Origin of the sequence: Bradyrhizobium sp. LA6.8, from assembly GCF_040547935.1 — a bacterium.
Lineage (GTDB): Bacteria > Pseudomonadota > Alphaproteobacteria > Rhizobiales > Xanthobacteraceae > Bradyrhizobium > Bradyrhizobium barranii.
Window position 1 is genome coordinate 27,951 of sequence record NZ_JBEPQQ010000004.1, and the last position, 17,009, is coordinate 44,959.

13 protein-coding genes are annotated in these 17,009 nt (G+C 64.2%); 1 reads left to right on the forward strand and 12 read right to left on the reverse strand.

The features are described from left to right. Positions 1 to 23: 23 nt before the first annotated feature. The 6 genes from ABIA90_RS20335 to ABIA90_RS20360 form a co-directional block, all read right to left on the reverse strand. Entirely contained in the window at positions 24 to 2,036 is a 2,013-nt protein-coding gene (locus ABIA90_RS20335; RefSeq protein ID WP_354122047.1) for a serine hydrolase, read from the reverse strand. A gap of 62 nt (positions 2,037 to 2,098) precedes the next feature. Further along, on the reverse strand, positions 2,099 to 4,618 hold the full coding sequence (locus tag ABIA90_RS20340; protein ID WP_354122046.1) for a M56 family metallopeptidase: 2,520 nt from the start codon (positions 4,616 to 4,618) through the stop codon (positions 2,099 to 2,101). After that, positions 4,615 to 5,007: a BlaI/MecI/CopY family transcriptional regulator gene (locus ABIA90_RS20345; protein WP_354122045.1), complete on the reverse strand. Its 393-nt coding sequence runs from the start codon at positions 5,005 to 5,007 to the stop codon at positions 4,615 to 4,617. The genes ABIA90_RS20340 and ABIA90_RS20345 overlap by 4 nt, the downstream gene beginning before the upstream one ends. A 201-nt stretch (positions 5,008 to 5,208) precedes the next feature. Further along, positions 5,209 to 6,804, reverse strand: a complete 1,596-nt coding sequence (locus tag ABIA90_RS20350; protein WP_354122065.1) for an NAD-dependent malic enzyme — start codon at positions 6,802 to 6,804, stop codon at positions 5,209 to 5,211. Positions 6,805 to 7,023: 219 nt separating this feature from the next. Further along, positions 7,024 to 8,022 carry a Bug family tripartite tricarboxylate transporter substrate binding protein gene (locus ABIA90_RS20355; protein WP_354122044.1) on the reverse strand — a complete coding sequence of 333 codons (999 nt, stop codon included), beginning with the start codon at positions 8,020 to 8,022 and terminating at the stop codon, positions 7,024 to 7,026. A 99-nt stretch (positions 8,023 to 8,121) separates the two neighbouring features. Further along, positions 8,122 to 10,455, reverse strand: a complete 2,334-nt coding sequence (locus ABIA90_RS20360) for a mechanosensitive ion channel domain-containing protein (protein ID WP_166101560.1) — start codon at positions 10,453 to 10,455, stop codon at positions 8,122 to 8,124. Between the two features lie 720 nt (positions 10,456 to 11,175). Between ABIA90_RS20360 and ABIA90_RS20365 the strand changes: the two genes are divergently transcribed. Then, positions 11,176 to 12,060, forward strand: coding sequence for an MBL fold metallo-hydrolase (locus tag ABIA90_RS20365; RefSeq protein ID WP_071910560.1), 885 nt, complete (start codon positions 11,176 to 11,178; stop codon positions 12,058 to 12,060). 142 nt (positions 12,061 to 12,202) lie between these two features. Here ABIA90_RS20365 and ABIA90_RS20370 read toward each other — a convergent pair whose 3' ends face one another. Genes ABIA90_RS20370 through ABIA90_RS20395 form a run of 6 tightly spaced genes read right to left on the reverse strand, consistent with a single transcriptional unit; the run spans position 12,203 to position 17,009 of the window. Then, positions 12,203 to 12,457 (reverse strand): DUF3551 domain-containing protein, encoded by a 255-nt coding sequence (locus ABIA90_RS20370; RefSeq protein WP_071910559.1) that lies wholly within the window; start codon positions 12,455 to 12,457, stop codon positions 12,203 to 12,205. Positions 12,458 to 12,470: 13 nt separating this feature from the next. Continuing rightward, positions 12,471 to 13,508, reverse strand: a complete 1,038-nt coding sequence (locus ABIA90_RS20375; protein WP_354122043.1) for a patatin-like phospholipase family protein — start codon at positions 13,506 to 13,508, stop codon at positions 12,471 to 12,473. Continuing rightward, entirely contained in the window at positions 13,505 to 14,434 is a 930-nt protein-coding gene (locus ABIA90_RS20380) for a polyphosphate kinase 2 family protein (protein WP_071910555.1), read from the reverse strand. The genes ABIA90_RS20375 and ABIA90_RS20380 overlap by 4 nt, the downstream gene beginning before the upstream one ends. Next, positions 14,394 to 15,413, reverse strand: a complete 1,020-nt coding sequence (locus ABIA90_RS20385; protein WP_354097217.1) for a branched-chain amino acid ABC transporter permease — start codon at positions 15,411 to 15,413, stop codon at positions 14,394 to 14,396. Before ABIA90_RS20385 ends, ABIA90_RS20380 begins: the two co-directional genes overlap by 41 nt. Continuing rightward, positions 15,410 to 16,291, reverse strand: coding sequence for a branched-chain amino acid ABC transporter permease (locus tag ABIA90_RS20390; protein WP_063981643.1), 882 nt, complete (start codon positions 16,289 to 16,291; stop codon positions 15,410 to 15,412). Before ABIA90_RS20390 ends, ABIA90_RS20385 begins: the two co-directional genes overlap by 4 nt. A gap of 13 nt (positions 16,292 to 16,304) precedes the next feature. After that, a complete protein-coding gene (locus ABIA90_RS20395; protein WP_028150400.1) occupies positions 16,305 to 17,009 on the reverse strand; it encodes an ABC transporter ATP-binding protein in 705 nt (234 codons plus the stop codon).

A 17,009-nucleotide genomic window follows, 5' to 3' on the forward strand; every position in this document is an offset into this window, starting at 1 on the left:
CCCGGCGGACGCGCGTGAGAGGCCTAGAAATTCGGCCCGAGCGCGATCTTCGCCGCGCGCTGCTCCCAAGGCCCAGGATTCAAGATGAGCCCAGAGACTTTGCCCGCGGCGTCCCTGACGAAAGCGATCCGGGTACGATCTTCGTCGGCTGCGGTGAATTCGTTGCTTGATGTCGCCACGAACGGGGTCGCCTTGCCCTTCTCGAATTCGAGGACCGGCCAGACCCCCGTCGCTTCCGCGACGAGCTTGCCTTCCGCGACGCGAACCTGAAGCCGGACCGAATTGACACGGCGGTCGGTTCTCACGACACTGAGGTCGTTCACGCCGTCTTGCCCCTTGTGGACGAGCTTCATCTTGATCGTCGAGTTGGCTGGCCCTCGCAGCTTGGCCAGGACATCGGCGAGCGCGAGGCCTCTCAGCGGCGCGCCGTCAATTTCAGTGATGAGGTCACCCGCCGTCACACCGGCCTTGGTTGCGGGGCCGCCGCCAGGGTTCGGCTTGTTGATCCTCAGCCCCTCCTGCTCCATGGCGACGAAATTGCCGATTCCAAGCCATCCGGTTTTGCCATCGGCCAGACCCTGCCTGTCACGCGAGCTCACCGTGGCGCCGAAGTCATAGGTCCCGGCATAATCGGCGAGCGCTTCCGGGCTCAGGGTCACCGGCGCGGCCGGCGGGACGGCGATCGACTCGGGAATCGTCAATGCGCCATAGACGAGGTGATTGATCCCCGAATACAGCACCGCCTGGCGCCCTTTGCTGCCGGGCGTCGCCTGGACCATCTGTACGCCGATCAATTGCTCGGCCGGATCGATCCAGAAATACGTGCTCCAATGTCCAGCCCAGGAAAAGCTTCCAACCGCTCCCGGTATCCAGCTTTGGACCGGATCGGCGCGGATGGCGAAGCCAAGCCCGAAGGTTGTTCCGGCGCGGGCGCCGACCTCGTCGCCTCCGAAGATGCTGACACCCGATGGCAGTGCGTACGTCGTCATCTGCTTCACCGCATGCGGGCTGAGCACGCGCACGCCATCGAACTCGCCGCCGTTCAGCAGCATCTGACAAAAGCGGAGATAATCCGATGCAGTCGAGACGAGTCCGCCGCCACCGGAAAACAGCTTCGGCGGCGTCGTGACATCCCAGATCGGCGGCCGTTCCGGCATGGGAGAATCGACGAGGCGGTCGAGCTTCTCTTTCGGCACGTAGAAGCCCGTGTCGACCATATGCAGCGGCGCAAAGATGCGGCTCTGGAGGAATTGGTCGAAAGACTGACCGGAAGCGACTTCGACAACCCGGCCCAGCACGTCAATGCTCCAGCCATATTCATGGACCTCGCCCGGCTCGTGGGCGAGCGGAAGGCCGGCCAGACTGGACACGAAATCCGCCAACGTCCCGTCGCGTCGAAATACGGCCCTGAAGCCATAGAGCCCATGGATTGTCCTGATCCCGAAATCGGCGCTTGCGTCGGCAAGGCCCCGTTCCGGGTAGGCAAAATCGAGCTCCGGATAGATCAGGCCAGACGTATGGCGCAACAGATCGCGAACCGTCATCGGACGTTTTGGTGGTTTTGGCAGACCGAGCCCGTAGTCCATTTCGCCTGTCGCCGGGTCCGTCTTCTGGAAAGCGACCCGCATGTCCGCAAGCTCCGGCAGATATTGCGAGACGGGTGCGTCGAGATCGAGTTTGCCATCGTCCACCAAGATCATCGCGGCGACACTGGTTACCGGCTTGGACATCGAGGCAATCCAGAAGATGGAATCCGTCTTCATCGGGACGGTCTTGGCGCGGTCCTGAAATCCGATGGCCTGCAAATAGGCGAGCTGGCCGCCCTTCGCGATTGCGACGACGGTACCGGGGAGAAGGCCGTCCGACGGCGAGAAAGAATCGAAGCGCGCCTGATACCACGGCGCGATCCGCGCCAGCCGCGAGGCCGAGAATCCCAGGCTTTTTGCATCGCCCGGCGTCGCGAGGTCATCGGCGAACGCCGTCCCCGACAGGCAAAGCACAACGGGAATCGCCCACATCGATGCGACGAGTCTCATTCCGCAGTCTCCGCAGAAGCACAACAAATCTGAACAGGCACTCCTGCGGCAGATGTGAACCGTTAGAAATTGGGTCCGAGCGCGATCTTCGTGATCGTGCCGTTCCTGACGCCGATGCGCCATTCCGCCGAGCCGTTGGCGAACTGCGCGACATAGATGTCGCTGTCGAGCGCCGTGACACCGCGGAAGGAGACCGCACGCAACGCACCGAGCCGCGCCAGGATCGCCTGATCGAACGGAAGCTGCTGGCGCGTGATGTCGGCCACTTCCGACGTCATGTGCTCGTAGTCCGGCTGGCCCTTGCCGACACCATCGATGTAGCGGCGCAGCATCTCCTCACCATTGGCGATCGGAACGGCGCGGCGCGCGGCGCGGCCGGGACGCGCACCGAGGTTTGACGCCTCGACGTTGTGGAAGCGCGTCTGCCGGCCCGGCACCAGAACCTCAAGGCAGCGCCCCGACTTGTCGGCGATCATCCAGGGATTGTTCACGGTGGTCGTGGAGGCCCAGGTCGCGTTGGGCCTGACGACGCTCTGCATCCTGCGATTGCCGCTGGCGTCGAGATTGAAGACCTGAAGGTCCTCGCCCATCTCGTTGTAGACCATGATCCTGATCGGCGAGGTGCCGGCGCGGCCGCGCGCGCTCGCCTCCTCCGAACAGGAGACGATGCCGCCGAGTTCGTCATTGCCGTCGGCCCGGAACAGCACGTCGCCGGCCTTGCCGTCGGGCTCGAGCATCAGGCGGAATTCGGCCGTGCCGTTCTCGAACTTCGCGCCATAGATGTCGTAGCCGCCGGGGCCGACGCCACGGAAGAAGAGCGATTCCACCGCACCGAGCGCCTGGAACGTCCCGCGCATTTCATCGAGCTGCCGGTGGACCTTGGCTGCGAGCGGCGCGCTCATGCGTTCGTAGTTCGGCGTGCCGCGGCGTAAGTCTTCAATCCCGCGCAAGATCATCTCCTTGCCGCCGGCAGCCGGGACCTGCTCCCGGAAGCGGTCAGGAACCTCCGCAAGGCGGCGCGCGAAGTCGGCTTCGACCGCCTGCGCCAACGCCGCATCGATCCGCGGCGCGAGGCGCGCGCCGAAGACCGCGTTCTGGACCAGGACGCGCGACACTCTGGCCTGCTCGTCACGCAGAAAGACCAGGAGACTCTCGCCGTGGATCGAAAAGACGTCGGCACCTTCGGCAAGGAGCGTGGCCCGGCCCTGCACGGTTTCCTGTACCTGGAGCCGATCGCCGTCGCGCCGCACCGTCAGCACGCGGTTCGGCGCGATCCTGTACCAGCCGACATATTGATCGAGCGACGCGGGGTCGACGGCCGCCGTCGGCATCTCGGCGACGCGAACCGCGCGGATATCGCGGCCGTTCATGCGCAGCGTCAGCTCGGAGGAGCGGCGCTCCGCATCGAGCGGGAACGTGATCTCGCCGGACGAGGCCGCGTAGGCCGCGGTGCCGTCACTGCCAACCGTCAGGCGCAGCCTGCGCTGTCCGGTGAGCTGGCCGTAGAGGTCGTCGCCCTCGCGGAAGATGGCGAACACCGAGGCAGGACCCATAGCGTAGAAATTGACGAAGGGGCGGTAATGCTGGGCCGGCACCTCGCCGGTATCCGCGGCGACGGGCACGGGATCCGGGGTGCGATAGGCGATCATGCCGGCGGACACGATCACAGCCGGAATGATCGCGGCTGCGATCCACAGCCGCTTGCGCCAGCCGACCGCGACGGGCATGGCGGCGGCCGCGATGATGCGCTCGACGCGTGCGCGCACGGTCGATACCCGCGCCATCGCGAGCTCCACCGGCCGCGGATTTTCGCTGGTTGCGACATCGAGCAGGATTTCGGCATAGGACCACCGGTCGTCGATGACTTCGATCGCCTCGGCGTCGCTGATGATCTCGGCGAGCTCGGCAAGGCGCGCGAGCTGCCACCACGAGAACGGACTGAACCAGAACACTGCACGGTTGAGCGAGGCGAGCAGCAGGACGTAGAAATCGCGATTGGCGACGTGCGCGCCCTCATGCGCGAGCACCGCGAGGCGCTTCTTCGCATCCCAGCCGGAGAACTGCGGTGGCACCAGAATGGTCGAGCCGAACGTGACGGGACCGCCGACCTCGCGGCTGACGCGCACGTCGGCGTCGATCAGCTGCGGGCCGCTCATCGGCCTTGCCGCGCGTGCCAGACGCCAGGTCAGGCAGAGACCGATGGCCAGCCGCAGCAGCAACGCGCCGGCGACGCCGGCATAGACGATGGTGGCGACCAGCCACCAATTGATCGATACAGCAGCTTTTGCCGGCGCCACGACAGCAGCGCCCGGCGGAATCGGCAGCGCGGGTTGCGGGGCCTCCAGCATCGAGACTTCGGCCGGCAGGAAATCATCCGGCACGGATACCGGCAGAGGCATCCGGGTGATCGTCAGCGTCGGCCAGTGCATCACGAAAGGCATCGCCAGCGATGCCAGCAGCACGACGACCCACGCCGTCATGTGGACGTGCGGATTGCGCACGCGAAACAGGTTGAGACCGAACCAGACGACGCCTCCCAGCACGAAGGAGCGTAGCGCCGCCTCAGCCAGAGTTGCGATCATTCTTTCTTCACTCCCCTCGCCTTCTTCGCGTTGGCCACCTGGTCGGCCAGTGTACGCAGCTGCTGCTGGTCGAGCATCGCATTGTCCACCATGCCGACGAGGACTTCCTCCATCGAGCCGTTGCAGAACCAGTCGACGATACGCTGCACCGCCTTGGCCGCGACCCGCGCGCGCTCTTCTGCAGCGTGGTAGACATAGGTGCGTCCGTCCACGGTGTGCCGAGCATAGCCCTTTTCTTCCAGCCGGCGCAGCACCGTGCGGACCGTGGATTCCTTCAGACGCCGCGACAGCCGCTCGCGCACGACCTCGGCCGTAACGGGACCATGGGCCCAAACCAATTGCATGACCTCGTGCTCGAGGTCGCCCAGTTCGGGCAAACGATCGTCCATGGCATCTGACCTTGCGGATTGAGTTTTCTTGTAACGCTACAGATCGTCGCATATGCGGCCGCGCCGCGCAACGGCGATTCCACCTGAAATGGTGTTGCTATGCCGTCATGCCCGGGCTTGTCCCGGGCATCCACGTTCTTCGTCCCGCGCGGCAAAGCGTGGATGGCCGGGACAAGCCCGGCCATGACGATGTGGAGGCAGTCAGTACTGCGGCTCGTACATCTGGGACTGGACCAGGCCCTTCACGTCGTTGGGTGCGGGTCCGTCGGCGAGACCGCGCTGGTAGGCGACGTCTGCCACCGCAACGGCGATGCGGGCCGAGACCTCGCGAATGCGAGGGAGTGCCGGATAGAGACTGCCCTGCGCGAGGTCCTCCTTGCCGACGCAATCGGCGAGCGTATGGGCGGCCGCCATGAACATCTCGTCCGTCACCAGGCGCGAGCGGCTGGCGATGACGCCGAGGCCGACGCCGGGGAAGATGTAGGAGTTGTTGCCCTGGCGCGGCACGAAGGTGCGGCCGTTGAGCGTCACCGGATCATAGGGACTGCCGCAGGCGAACAGTGCGCGGCCCTCGGTATAGCGGTAGGCATCCTCGGCCGAGCATTCGGCCTTCGAGGTCGGGTTGGAGAGCGCGAACACGATCGGCTGCTCGTTGAGCGCGGCCATCGCCTTGAGCACCTCGGGCGTGAAGGCGCCGCCGACCGCGGCGACACCGATGATCGCCGTCGGCTTCAGCGTCTTGATCGCGGTGAGGAAATCAGCGATCGGCGCCTGGCCGGCATGGGCATAGCGCAGCTTATGGCCAGAGAGGCCGTCACGGCCGCCGACGACGAGGCCGCGGGAATCCACCAGCCAGTTGCGCCGGAGAGCTTCCGCCTCGGAAATCCCCTCCGCCATCATGGCGGAGACGACGAGATCGGCGATGCCGGTTGCCGCCTCGCCCGCACCGAGGAACAGGATGCGCTGATCCCTGAGCTTGCCGCCATTGACGCGCAACGCCGAGAACAGGCCGGCGAGCGCCACGGCCGCGGTGCCCTGGATGTCGTCGTTGAAGACGCAGGCCTCGTCCCGATATTTGTGCAGCAGCTTGAACGCCGAGTGATTAGCGAAATCCTCGAACTGGATCAGCACGCCCGGAAACGTCTTTCGCGCAGCCTGCATGAACTCGTCAACGAAGCTGTCATAGGCCTCGCCGGTGAGCCGCCGCTCGCGCAGGCCGAGATAATAGGGATCGTTCAAGAGCTCTTCGTTGTTGGTGCCGACGTCGAGCACGATCGGCAGGCAATGCTCGGGATGCACGCCGGCGCAGGCTGAATACAGCGAGAGCTTTCCGACCGGGATGCCCATGCCATTGGCACCGAGATCGCCCAGCCCAAGGATGCGTTCGCCATCGGTCACGACGATCAGCTTGGCCGGATAGGGCCAGTTCTTCAGGATCTCCGCGATCTGGCCGCGATCGCGCGATGAGATGAACATGCCGCGCGGCCGCTGGAAGATCAGGCCGTATTTCTGGCAGGCGAGCCCGACCGTCGGGGTGTAGATGATCGGCTGGATCTCGTCGATATTGTCGACGACGACGCGGAAAAACAGCGCCTCGTTGCGGTCATGCAGCGCATTCAGCGCGACGTATTTTTCAAGGTCCGTCGGCAGCGTGCGCAGATTGGTGAGCACGCGCTCGACCTGGGTCTCCATCGTCAGCACGCAAGGCGGCAGCAGGCCGCGCAGGCCGAGCGCGTCGCGCTCCGCTTCCGTGAAGGCGGTGCCCTTGTTGAGCAAGGGATCGCGCAGCAGCGTCATGCCGTGAGCGGGGTCGGATGATGTCGAATGGGCGCTGACCCGAGCAGGTCTATTCACGAAATCCCCCAGGGAGTTTCTTATTGAAGGGCAAACATTGTCGGCCAGCGCTCACCTGAGATCAAGGACGTAGAGACTCAAAGCTCGATTGTGATCTCGCACCGCAGCGAGATTTCGTGAAAAGCCGGCATTTGCGCGCGAGAAGAGGTTAACGTAGCAGGACTACTCGGGCTTGATGTCCGCGGCCTTCACGATCGGCCACCATTTCTCGGTCTCGGCCTTCTGGAAGGCCGCAAGCGCTGCGGGCGTCTGCTGCTCGGTCGGCGGTATCTCCTGCCCCAATTCGCCGAAGCGCTGCTTCACGGATGGATCGGCGAGCACCGCGACGATGGCCGCGTTTAGCTTTGTGACGATCTCCTTCGGCGTGTTCTTCGGTGCCCAGATGCCGTGCCAGTAGGAGATGTAGAGACCGGGCAGGCCCGCCTCGTCGACGGTCGGGATATCAGGCGCGGACGCGAGCCGCGTCGGCGACGTCACCGCGAACGCCTTGATCGCGCCGTTCTTGTACTGCGGCAGCGAGTTCGAGGCCTGGTCGAACATGATGTCGATCTGGCCTGCAACGAGATCGATCATGGCGGGTCCGGCGCCGCGATAAGGCACGAACTGGAAATCGGTGCCGGTCTTCTCCTTGAAGAAGACGCCTGCGACGTGCGCGCCCGTGCCGGCACCAGCCGTGCCAGCAGTCGCCTTGCCGGGGCTGGCCTTCAGCCACGCAATCATCTCTTTCAGATTGTTGGCCTCGAGCGACTTCCGGCCAACGATCAGCTGCGTTCCCATCGCGATCGTCGCGACCGGCTCGAAATCGGCGATCACATCATAGGGCAGCTTGAAGATTGCGCCGTTCAGCACATGCGTGCCCCAATGGCCGATGGTGATCGTCGTGCCGTCAGGCGTCGCGCGCGCGACGCGGGCGCCCGCAATGCTGCCGGAGGCACCGGCGACGTTCTCGACCACGACGGTCGTGTGCAGCTGAGCGGCGATCCGCTCGGACAGGATCCGCGCCAGCGTGTCGGTCGGGCCACCCGCCGCGAACGGCACCACGAGGGTGATCGGGCGCGACGGGAACGGCTGGGCGCCCGCCGGTACGGCCCACGCCGCGGATCCGATCAACGCGCAAATGACGATCACATGACCGCGTAGTCCGGCCCACAGCCCCTGCATTCCATCCACCCTTTTTCATCGCCCGCATGTTGTCAGCGGGCTGGGGCCGGAGTGAACGCTGCCGGGCGGGCAGAGGCAAGCTGGAAATTATGCCGAGCGCTAACCAGCCGCCCGCCGCGGGGCCAGATTGGCGGCGCCATCAGCCGGCGGCGCGATCTGCATCAGGATGGTCTGGACCGGGGACGCGACCTCGATGCCGTTCTGCTGGAAACGCAGCTTCATGCGGCGGTTGAATTCGCGCTGGACCGGCCAGCGGCCGGCCTCCGTGCAGCGGATCTGGCCGACGATCGACACCATGGCACCATCGACCTTGTCGATGCCCCACAGTTCGAGGTCGCCGCGAATTGCCGCGCGAAACTCCGGCTCGCGGCGCATCTCCTCGACGATGTCCTTGAGGATCTGGCCGGCGCGGTCGGTGTCTTCCTTGTAGGCGACATTGACGCTGACGGATGCATTGCCGGCGCCGCGGCTGGCATTGGTGATGGTCGTGACCGCGCTGAACGGCACGATGTGCACGGCGCCGTCGCCGGCGCGCAGACGAATGGTGCGGATCGAGACGTTCTCGACCACGCCGGACAGCCCCGAGACGCTGACATTATCGCCGACCTGGACCGTGTTCTCCAGCAGCAGGAACAGGCCGGTGATGAGATCCTGCACCAGCTTTTGCGAGCCGAAGCCGATGGCGATGCCGACGATGCCGGCGCCGGCCAGCAGCGGCGCGACGTTGACGCCGATCTCGCTCAGCGCGGTGAGGCCGACGACGGTGGCGATCAGGCAGAGCAGCGCCGTTCGCAGCATCGGCTGGAAGGTGCGCAGGCGCGCCGCGCGGGCGTAGTGCCCGTCGCGTGACAGCGTATTGATCTGGCGGTCCAGCAGCGCGTTGCTGGCTTCCCAGATGGCGGCAGCAATGAGCACAGCGATGCCGATGGTCGCAACCGCCGAAATCAGCCGGCCGCCGATCTGGCCTCCATAGAACCAGACGATGGCGTCGACGCCCCAGACTTCAAGCACGGCCACGAAGCCGATGAACGCGATCACGCTGGATACGATCTTGCGCAGCAGCGGCAGATAGCGGTTGGCGCGGATCTCGAGGCCCGGAAAGCGCTGGAGGATCTCCGGCTTGATGCGGAAGCCGCGGTCGATCAGGCTCAGCGTCACCATGATGGCGACGCGCGTGATCAGCGCGACCACGACGGTGCCGACGAAATATTGCAGCAGCAGCGAATAGCCGTTGCGGATGTTGAGCGCCCACACCGCCCACAGCGCGAGGTCGAGCGCGATGGCGAGATAGTGCCAGCCGCCGGCAATGCGGTTGCGCAGTCGCGCCGCGATCCCCTGCCGCTCCGCCGGGGCGCGGATGGCTTCGGCGACCTGGCGGCGGCATTGCAGGATGATGACGACGACGAAGAGATGCACGACCAGCAACACCATGCGCAGCAGCGCGGCATAGCCGGCGCGATGCAGGCCGAGCAGCAGCGCCACATTGGCGAAGGCGATGCCGGAGACACCGACGCCGACGATGCGCCGCGCCCAGATCTCGATATAGGCCGCGGTTTCTGCCCGAACCGGAACCAGGCCAAACGGCCCCGCCAGCGCGCGGACGACGCAGATGAGCCCGCGCGAGAACGCATAGGCATTGACGACGGCGAGGATCACGAGGCGGACGGTTGCGGGATCGCCGATCTCCGTGCCGAGCAGTGCGGTTGCGACGCCGATGAAAACGAACACGGGGAGCAGCTCGAGCAGGAGACGCCCGAGCACGAAGGGCAGCCGCAGCAGCAATTGCCAGACACGTGCGAGACTGTGGCGGCGCTTGTGCAGTTCGGGCGCAGGCGTGACATCGGCGACCGATGACGGCGGATCGGCGATGGGCAGCACCTGCGCCGGCAGGCGCGCGGTTTGCGGGACGCGTCCTTCCAGGAAGGCAACCGGCCGCCGGATCGCGCGAAAGATCACCCACTCCGCCGCAATGGCGCAGCCAAGCACCAGCGCGAGCTTCCACGCGATCTCGATCAGGAGGTTGTAGGCGACGGGATCGTTGGCGGTCCGTACGATCCAGTAATAGAAGGCGGGGAAATGCGTCAGCGTCCGCGCCACGTCGGCGATCTCGCGCGAGATCTCGCCGATCTCTTCCGACACCGTGAGCAGGAGCTGTGCGCCAAGGCCGTCGGCCGAGAGCGGGATCGGCGATTTCTGCTCGGGCGCGGCGGGCACCGGCTGCTGCTGACCGGGCACATTCGCGATCACGCGCAGCGTATCGATCATCTGCGCACGTTTTTTGTCGTCCTGGAGCGTCTCCAGCGCCCGCTTGGCTTCCTCCGGCGACAGTGCGGCAGCCCTGTTGGCGGCCGGCGGCTCGGCGCGAACGGTGGAAAGAGATGAGATCGCGATGAAGAGAGCGGCGAGGAACGCCGGGGCAAGCTTGTGCGACACGAGGATTCCCTGGAAAAGCGCATGCGCCGGCGGAGTCGGGACTGTCGCCGCCGAAGCACTGCGTCATGTCGTATCGACGCTATTCGCCCCGGCGCTGTGTCGGAAGTTGGCCAACGAGGCGACATTCTCTTGGCATTTGCCGCAATGCAGGAACGGGAACCGTCGGCTCCGCGCGGCCGAACATCAGCCGAGTGCGATGCGCACGACAAAACCCTCCCGTCATTCCGGGAGTCGGCCCGGAATGACGGCGAGGAGGAGGAGAAAGCAGGATGTCAAAGCGCCTGTCATGGCGGCCGCATCACGGCCATCCGACACGATCGGTGTGATGCAAAATACAGCGCCGGGTAGGTAGGGGCTTTGCCTCACTGATGCAGCCCGCTAAACCTTTACCCGGCGTGCCGTTCGCGGTTTCTGCCGCTATGCGATAGTCCGAACGAGCTCCATCGCACTTAACGCGGCTGGATCTGCGGAGGTGGAGTCATAGACCTCCCCTTGCTCTGAGATGGACGACGCGTCGCTTGTTTGCGACCAACAGCATGCTCCTCCCGTGACATAAAACTGTCAAGCAGGATCAATGGTGCCGGTATCACATTTGAGGACGTGTTCCCTCCACCGCGATAGATTGATCGCAGTGGATCAGGGAATAAATTCCCTCCCGCCGCGTTTGTGTCAGAGAGTCCATTCGCCTTCCGCATTCCATCCATTTCCAGAAAGCAAGACATGAAAGCATTACTTTGCATCGCCGCTGTCGCGGCCCTCCTGACTGGATCAGCCTTCGCGCAGACCCCGCCGCAGACCTCGACCAAGAAGGTCGACGGCACCGAGAACGTCTACGTCTTCCGCTATGGCGGTCATCAGTCGATGTTCATCGTGACGCCGCAGGGCGTGATCGCGACCGACCCGATCTCGTATTTGCGTCCGGCAAAGCCCTATATCGACGCCATCAAGGCCGTCACCGACAAGCCGATCAAATACGTCATCTACAGCCACCACCATTACGACCACATCGCCGGTGGCCAGCCCTTCAAGGATCTCGGTGCCACCTTCATTGCGCACCGGCGGACCAAGGAGCGCCTGCTCGAGCTAAAGAAGCAGAATTCGCTGCTCGCCGATGTCGTGATGCCGGACCAGGTGATCGACGACAAGAAGAGCATCACGCTCGGCGGCACCACGCTCGAGCTGAACTATGTCGGCCGCAACCATTCCGACAATTCGCTGGTGATGCGGCTGCCGAAGGAGAAGATCGTCTTCGTCGTCGACTTCGCGCCGATCGAGTCCGTGCAGTTCCGCAACATTCCCGACAACGCCTCGCCGATCGAGTATATCGCCTCGCTGAAGAAGCTGGCCTCGCTCGACTGGGAGCGGATGATCCCCGGCCATCCCTATGCCGGCGGCCGCTTCGGCACCAAGAAGGACGTCGAGGACGACATCGCCTACATGGAAGATCTGTCCGCGGAGGTGAAGAAGGCCGCCGATGCCGGCAAATGCTTCGACACCGCGATGAAGGAAGTGAAGCTGCCGAAATACGAGAAATGGGCGAATTACGAGACCGCCCTTCCCGCCAATATCGAGCGCTTCTGCTATTGGTGGGGCCGCGGGTATTGAGGGTCGGCTTGCTCAGACGCGACGAGCTTCGCTCGCGCTGAGATCGTAGGGTGGGCAAAGGCGCTCTTGCGCCGTGCTCACCACCTCTCGCCGGATGAAGATTGGTGGGCACGCTTTGCTTTGCCCACCCTAGGGATCGCCGCTAGCGAACGCGCCGCCCTGTCCTCGCCGACGGCGCCTGCGCGAAATACGGATTCGTCAGACATGTCGCCGGACGCCCCTGCGCGCTTGCCTGGCACTGGGCGAACGAGGAGAAAATGCAGTCCATCCGCTCGCCCTCCAACTCGCCGAAGACGTGCAGGCAGACCGGCGCATCGCCCCCATAGGTCTGGGCGCGCGCGGAACCGGCGATCAAGAGCGCGGCGAACAGGGAAACGACGACAGCAGGCTTGTACACGACAACCTCGAAATCAGAGAAACATTTCAGTCAAATCAACCGTCGACGAGCTGCCGATCCAGTCAAAGTTTTGCGTCAGCCAGATTCGCGCGGCCTCGCGCCCCTCGTCACGCAGGCGGCACAAGAGGCTCCATTCGGGATGGAACTGCGTGGCCGTTCCGAGCTGCGACATCAATTGGTCGTTTCCAATCCAGTGCATGAACATGCGGCTGTGCGTATTGCGATCGAGCTCGCCACTATCGATCAGCCGGGTCGCGAAGGCAATCGCGCGCATCTCACGCATCAGTGACGAATTGAAGCTGATCTCGTTGATGCGATGGAGAACGTCGGCGGCGCTCGCCGGCAGTTCGTCACGCCGGATCGCGGTCACCTGCACGATGATGACGTCTTGGCTACCTTTTCGATAGATCAGCGGAAAGATCGCGGGATTTCCGAGATAGCCGCCATCCCAATAATGCTCGCCGTCGATCTCGACCGCCTGGAAATATGGCGGCAGACAGGCCGAGGCGAGCACGGTCTCCGCGCTGAGCAGCGGCGTCTGGAACACCTTGATCTTGCCGGTACGGACATTCGTGGCGTTGAGAAATAGCTGCGGTGCGTCCGGCGATGAATTGAGCCGATCGAAATCGACCACGCGTAGCAGCAACGACCGGAGCGGATTGAAGTGGAGGGGGTTGAGCAGGTTCGGCGGCACCGTGTGCGTCAGCGTGTGGATGAAAGCATGGACAGGGTGATATTCCGGCGGCAGCTTGAGGGCCTGGATCAACTGGTTGAGTGGCGAGAACAGGTCATAGACCTGATCCATCCGCGAGACCTCGTACCAGAACGCATGCAGGTTCTGCCGCGCCCCCTCGGCTCCGCCGATGGCCATGCCTGAGGCCAGCACCACCGCATTCATCGCGCCCGCGCTTGTAGCGCTGATCGCCTCGATGGCGAGCCTGCCGTCCTCGAGCACGTGGTCCAGCACGCCCCAGACGAAGGCGCCGTGCGCACCGCCGCCCTGGAGCGCGAAGTTGACGTTCTTCTGGTTGCTGGTCTCACGGGCGGTCACTTTGCGGGCTTCCTGCCTCCCTTCCCCTCGCGCTCCAGCGCCTTGCGCACCTCGTCGAATTCCCCAAGCGAGGCCTTGTCGGCGCGGGGGAAGCGCAAGTCCAGCTTTTCGAGCGCCGCGACGATCGCCGAGCCGATCACGACGCGCGCGAACCATTTGTGGTCGGCCGGCACGACATACCAGGGCGCGTGCGACGTTGCCGTATGCCGGACGATGTCCTGATAGACCGCCTGGTAGCGCGGCCACAGCGCGCGCTCCTTGATGTCGTCCATCGAGAACTTCCACTGCTTGGCCGGTTCCTCGAGCCGCTCAAGGAAGCGCTCGCGCTGCTCCTCCTTGGATAGATTGAGGAAGAATTTCAGAACCACCGTGCCGTTGCGGCTGAGGTGGCGCTCGAAGGCGGAAATGTCTTCGAACCGCTCCTTCCAGATGTTCTTGGTGACGAGCCTTTGCGGCAGCTTCTGCCTGGCGAGAATCTCCGGGTGCACCCGCGTGACCAGGCACTCCTCGTAATGGGAGCGGTTGAAGATGCCGATATGGCCGCGCTCGGGCAGCGCGATCGCGTGGCGCCAGAGGAAATCGTGATCGAGCTCCTTGGTGCTCGGCGCCTTGAAAGCATGGACCTCGCAGCCCTGCGGATTGATGCCCTCGAAGATCGCCTTGATCGCAGAATCCTTGCCGGCGGCGTCCATGGCCTGGAGCACGATCAGCACCGACCAGCGGTCCTGGGCGTAGAGCTTCTCCTGAAACTCGATCATCCGCTTCTTGTTGGCGTCGAGAATCTCCTGCGCCTTCTCCTTGTCGAGATCGCCCTTCTCGTTGGTCTTGTAATCCTTGAGGTGAAACTTGCCCGATCCGTCGTAACGGAACGGCGTGATGTAGCGGTCAAGTTCCTGGGCGAGCGATTTGGATGGCTTCTTGCTCATGAGCGCGGGACACCTTGCGTTGCGGCTTCAATCGGTCGAGCACGCTACCAAGGATGCCCTTCGGAAGGAATATGATGAAGAGCACGAGCAGCACGCCGTAAACGAGATTGTCCCAGCCCACCGCCTTGGTCCCGAAGCCGATCCGTAAGGTCTCTGCGAGCAGGATGGTGATGACCGCGCCGACGGTCGGCCCGAGCGAGACGAACAGGCCACCGACGATGGCCGCGAACACCATCTGGAGCGACACCGCGATGCCGCTGACCGTGTCGGGCGTGATGAACATCTGGTACTGGACGTAGATCGAGCCCGCCAGCGCCGTCATCAATGCGCTGATCAGCGTAATCTTCAGCTTCTCCGCGGTGACGTTGACGCCGGCGGCGGCCGCGGCGTCCTCGTCCTCCGAGATCGCCTCCAGCGCGTAGCGGCTCATGCTGCGGTCGATCAAGTGCCAGACGACAATGCCCGCCAGCCACACGCCAAGCGCGATCAGGTACCAGGTCGTCTTGTCGTCGAATTGCAGCGCAAGCAGCTTGTTGCCCGACGCGCGGTTCGGCGTATAGCCAAGCGAGCCGCCGGTATAGTCGCGCGTGGCCGTGATGACCTGGAGCACGATGCCGGAGAGCGCCAGCGTCACCAGCACGAAATAGTGCCCAGTGATGCGGAAGCGGAAGCAGGGATAGCCGACGATCAGCGCCAGCACCCCGGCCGCGGCCATGCCGACGGGAATGCCGATCCAGGGCGACACGCCGAGATGATTCCAGAGCAGCGCCGTGACATAGGCGCCGATCCCCATGAAGCCGCCATGGCCGAGCGAGACCAGGCCAAACCGCCCCATTATCGACCACGACGTATAGGCGAACGACCAGATCAGGATCAGCACCAGGATGTGCAGATGATAGGGATCACGATAGACGAAGGGCAGCGCGATCAATGCTGCAAGCCCGATTGCCCACGCCACAAGCCGGCCCTGCCCCATCATCGGCGCCTCGCAAGCAGGCCCGCGGGCCGGATGAACATCATGACGATGAAGAAGGCGAAGGCGAGCACGTAGCCCCATTCGAGGTCGGAGAACAGGCCGCCGAGCGATATGATCTCGGCGAACACAAAGGCGGCGATGAAGCCGCCGATGAAATTGCCGAGCCCCCCGAGCACGCAGATCAGGAAGGTGATCGGTCCGAAGGAGAGGCCGACGAAGGGATGCACGTCATATTGCAGCACCAGCAGGCAAGCGGCGAGCCCAGCCAGCGCGCCGCCGAGCGCGGAGGTGATGAGATACATTCTCTTCGTGTCGACGCCCATCAGCGCCATGATCTGCCGATCCTGGGAGATGGCGCGGATCGCGGTGCCGGTGAAGGTGCGGGTCATGAACAGGTACACTGCGACCATGCCGACCAGCGCGGCCAGAAAGGATAGCAGCCGCGCGTAGCTGAAATTCATGTCGCCGAAGGCGAGCACCGGCAGGCGGATGCCGAGATTGCGGAAGTCGATGCCGAAGGCGACGGTGGCAAAGCTCTGGAGCACGAACAGCACCCCGCCTGTCGCAAGCAGCTGGTTGATCGGCGGCGCGGTGAGCAGCGGCGCGATCACGAGGTAGTGCAGCGCGGCGCCGAGGATCGCGACGAGCAAAATGGTGAACGGCGCTGCGATGAAGTAGCTGAGGCCGTAATACTGCACGATGAAATACATGGCGTACATGCCGATCATCACCAGCTCTGCGTAGCAGATCCAGGTCACGTCGATGACGCCAAAGATCAGATTGAGCCCGAGCGCGAGCAGTGCCAGCACGCCGCCGAGCAGGATGCCGTTGATCACGGCCTCCAGCAGATAGATGTCGAAAATGCCCAAAAAAGCTTGCATGCCTGCATGAACCTCATACCCCGAGATACGCTTCCTTGACCGTGTCACTCGCCAGCATCTCCGCCGAGGTGCCGGACGCCCGGATCGTGCCCGCCTCGATCAGATAAGCGCGATCAACCACTTTCAGCACCTGCTGCACGTTCTGCTCGACGATCAGCACCGTCAGGCCGCGGGCGCGGATTCGCTTCACCAGCTCAAACACCTGCTGCACCACGACTGGCGCCAGCCCCGCCGACGGCTCGTCGAGCAGCAGGAGTTTTGGATTCGACATCAGCGCGCGGCCGATCGCGCACATCTGCTGCTCGCCGCCGGACATGGTGCCGGCCATCTGGTGGCGGCGTTCCTTCAGGCGCGGAAACAGGTCGAACACGACATCCAGCCGCTCGGCATAGTGGCCGCGCGCCTCCTTCATGAAGGCGCCCATCTTGAGATTGTCGTCGACCGTGAGCTGCGGAAACAGCCGCCGGTTCTCCGGCACATGGGCGATCCCGAGGCTGACGATCTTGTGCGGCGGCGTCGCCACGACGTCGACGCCCTCCATCCTGATCGACCCGCGCGTGGGACGGATCAGGCCGGAAATGACGCGCATCAGGGTGGTCTTGCCGGCGCCGTTCGGACCGATGACGCCGACGGCCTCGCCCGCCTTCACGTCGAGATTGACGTCGAACAGCGCCTGAAACGTGCCGTAACCCGCGCTGACCGAACGAAGCTCCAGCAT